This window comes from Streptomyces sp. NRRL B-24572, from assembly GCF_002156145.1.
Lineage (GTDB): Bacteria > Actinomycetota > Actinomycetes > Streptomycetales > Streptomycetaceae > Streptomyces > Streptomyces vietnamensis.
In genome coordinates this window covers 1-2,656 of the sequence record NZ_MWIG01000642.1, presented here as the reverse complement: position 1 = coordinate 2,656, position 2,656 = coordinate 1, and the positions used below count along the sequence as shown (strand labels likewise).

3 protein-coding genes are annotated in these 2,656 nt (G+C 72.5%); all 3 read right to left on the bottom strand.

The genetic code is table 11. The features are described 5' to 3' along the window. Positions 1-124: 124 nt before the first annotated feature. Complete coding sequence (locus CCN56_RS32455) at positions 125-616, bottom strand: phospholipase (protein ID WP_086831459.1); 492 nt, start codon at positions 614-616, stop codon at positions 125-127. Positions 617-802: 186 nt separating this feature from the next. Beyond that, positions 803-1,789 (bottom strand): aldo/keto reductase, encoded by a 987-nt coding sequence (locus CCN56_RS32450; RefSeq protein ID WP_086831458.1) that lies wholly within the window; start codon positions 1,787-1,789, stop codon positions 803-805. After that, positions 1,786-2,625, bottom strand: a complete 840-nt coding sequence (locus CCN56_RS32445) for a thioesterase II family protein (protein WP_086831460.1) — start codon at positions 2,623-2,625, stop codon at positions 1,786-1,788. Before CCN56_RS32445 ends, CCN56_RS32450 begins: the two co-directional genes overlap by 4 nt. Between the last annotated feature and the right edge of the window lie 31 nt (positions 2,626-2,656).

Sequence of the window (2,656 nt, the reverse complement as noted above, 5' to 3'; positions counted from 1 at the left end):
TTGTCGCTGCCCGCAGCCCTCACCGGACCGGGCGTCCCAAGGGGAAGGGGCCGGTCACTCCGCCTCGGGGGTGGCGCAGTGACCGGCCGCGGGGCGGGGGCCCCGGAGGGCTCCCCGCCCGGTCTCATCGGGCGTCGGCCGTGCCGTCCACGGCGGGGGACAGCCCGAAGATGGAGACGGCCTGGTAGTACGTCCAGGCCGTGGCGTTGCAGGAGGTGGCGGTGGCACCGGAGTAGCCGGCGCAGACGCGCTTGAGGTCGGCGTAGAAGGCGCTGTCGAGGCGGTCCTTGTTCGCCGAGAAGGTGCCGGCCGCCTTGTAGTTGCGGTAGCCGAAGTCATGGCGCGCGCAGGCGTTCTTGAACGGGAAGCCGAACGGGTTGTCGGGCGAGGTCGTGCAGTAGTCGGTCGACCAGTCGAACTGGTACGCGCTCCAGGCGGCCTGGTTCTGCCGGGCCGCGTTCCACGCGTCGTAGCTGCTCACGCTCGTCTGCGTCCAACTGCTCAGCACCGCGGCCTTGTCGGTGGGCACGGCGGCCTCGGCCTGCCCCGACGCCATCAGCAGAAGCGGCGCGGCGATTCCGGCGGCGAGCAGCGAACGGGCGAAGCGGCGGGGCATGGGACCTCCACGGGTGGGGACATGGACCATCACCCCGACCCGTCCGGCCGGGGCGGACCCAGCCTCGCCGCCACTCCTATCGCAGCCATATATCTCAGGTCCCGGGCGCGCCGGGGGACGGCTGCCGAGGGCCTCGACCGGCCCGTCGGGATCCGTGCCCCCGGCCCGCTCCGGGGCCCCGGGGCGTCAGTTCACGGAGTCGAGCTTCGCCCGCTGCTCCGCGGTCAGTTCGAGCTCGACCGCGCCCAGGTTCTCCTCCAGCTGGGCCACCGAGGAGGCACCGACGAGGGGGAGGACCGGGATGTCGCCGCCCATCAGCCAGGAGAGCACCACCTGGTTGACGGTGGCGCCGGTCTCCGCCGCCACCTCGCGGACCGCCTTCAGGCGCGGCTCGGTGCCGGCGTGCTCGAAGCCGGGGCCGAGCGGCTTGTCGTCCCGTACGTACGCTCCCGAGATCAGCGGCGAGTACGAGACCTGCGTGAGCTCCGGGTTGGCGCGCAGGTAGCTGAGCAGGTCGCCGCTGACCAGGCCCTGGTTGCCGTCGGGCGAGCGCAGGCTCGGGATGTCGGTGCGCTGGCGCAGGTAGCTGTGGTGGTGCTGGAGCACCTCGTAGCCGGGCACGCCCGCCGCCGCGGCGAGGGTGCGGGCGCGCTCGATGCGCCAGGCCCAGTGGTTGCTCGCGCCGAGAAGGCCGGCCACACCGTCGGCGACCACGTCGGCGAAGCCCTGGACGGTCTCCTCCAGCGGGGTGTTCTCGTCCATGATGTGCGCGTACAGCAGGTGGATCTTCTCGATGCCGAGGCGTTCGCGGCTGCGCTCCGAGGACTCGCGGATGACCTTGGCGGACAGGCCCTCCACGTCCAGGCTGAAGCCCGAGGTGGGCTGGTTGGGACGGGCGCCGAGCTTGGTGGCGATGGTGAACTCGTCGCCGACGCCGCGGCTCTTCAGCCAGCGGCCGACCAGCTCCTCGCTCTCGCCGCCCTGGGTGCCGTTCACCCAGAACGCGTAGTTGTTGGAGGTGTCGATGAACGTGCCGCCGGCCTCGGCGAACCGGTCGAGGATCGCGAAGGAGGTGGCCTCGTCGACGATCGTGCCGAAGGTCATGGTGCCGAGGCTCAGTACGCTGACCTCGCGGCGGGTCTCGGGGGAGCTTCCGATGACGCGGTACTTCATGACGGGTCCTTTCGGATGGGGGTGTTGTCCGGGGTGTCCGACCCGGCGGCCGGCAGGTCGGCGCGCAGTTCGGACACGACGGCGTCCAGATGGGGCAGGAGGTAGAAGTGGCCGCCCGCGTAGACGCGCAGGCGGTAGGCGCCGGTGGTGTGGGTCCGCCAGGCCAGCGCCTGCGGCTCGTCGACCCGGGGGTCGACGTCGCCGATCAGGGCTGTGACGGGGCAGTCAAGCGGCGTGGCACCGCGGAAGCGGTACGTCTCGGTCGCCACGTAGTCGCTGCGGACGGCGGGCAGGATCGCGGCAAGGAGCTCCGGGTGGTCGAGCATCTGCTCGTCCGTGCCTCCGAGGAGCTTCATGTCCGCGATGAGCAGCTCGTCGTCGGCCAGGTGCACCGCGCCCGGCGCGGGGATCGACGGCGCGCGCCGGCCGGAGACCGTGAGGGCCGCGGGCGGGAAACCGGCGTCGCGGAGCCGGCAGGCCACCTCGAAGGCGAGGGAGGCGCCCATGCTGTGCCCGAAGATGCCGAACGGCCTCTCCAGGTGGGAGTCCTGAGTACGGATCAGCTCGGCGGCCACCAGGTCGGCCAGCTCGTGCAGCGATTCCACGCACGGCTCGCCGAACCGCTCCTGACGGCCCGGGTACTGCACCACGAGCACGTCGGCGTGGTCCGCCAGTGCGGCCGAGAGCGGAAAGAAGTACGAGGCGTTGCCGCCCGCGTGGGGGAAGACGAGGAGGCGCGGGGCGCCGGCGGGCGCGGTGTGGAACCGGCGCAGCCACCGCGTCCCGGTCGGCGGGGCCGGGGTCGTGGTCCTGCGGGGCCTGACCGGGGCCGTCATGTCGTCGTCCTCGCCCGCCCGTTGCCGCCGC

Coding starts and splice junctions, on each gene's coding strand:
- CCN56_RS32450 (WP_086831458.1), bottom strand. CDS start 1,789: ATGAAGTACCGCGTCATCGGAAGCTCCCCCGAGACCCGCCGCGAGGTC.
- CCN56_RS32455 (WP_086831459.1), bottom strand. CDS start 616: ATGCCCCGCCGCTTCGCCCGTTCGCTGCTCGCCGCCGGAATCGCCGCG.
- CCN56_RS32445 (WP_086831460.1), bottom strand. CDS start 2,625: ATGACGGCCCCGGTCAGGCCCCGCAGGACCACGACCCCGGCCCCGCCG.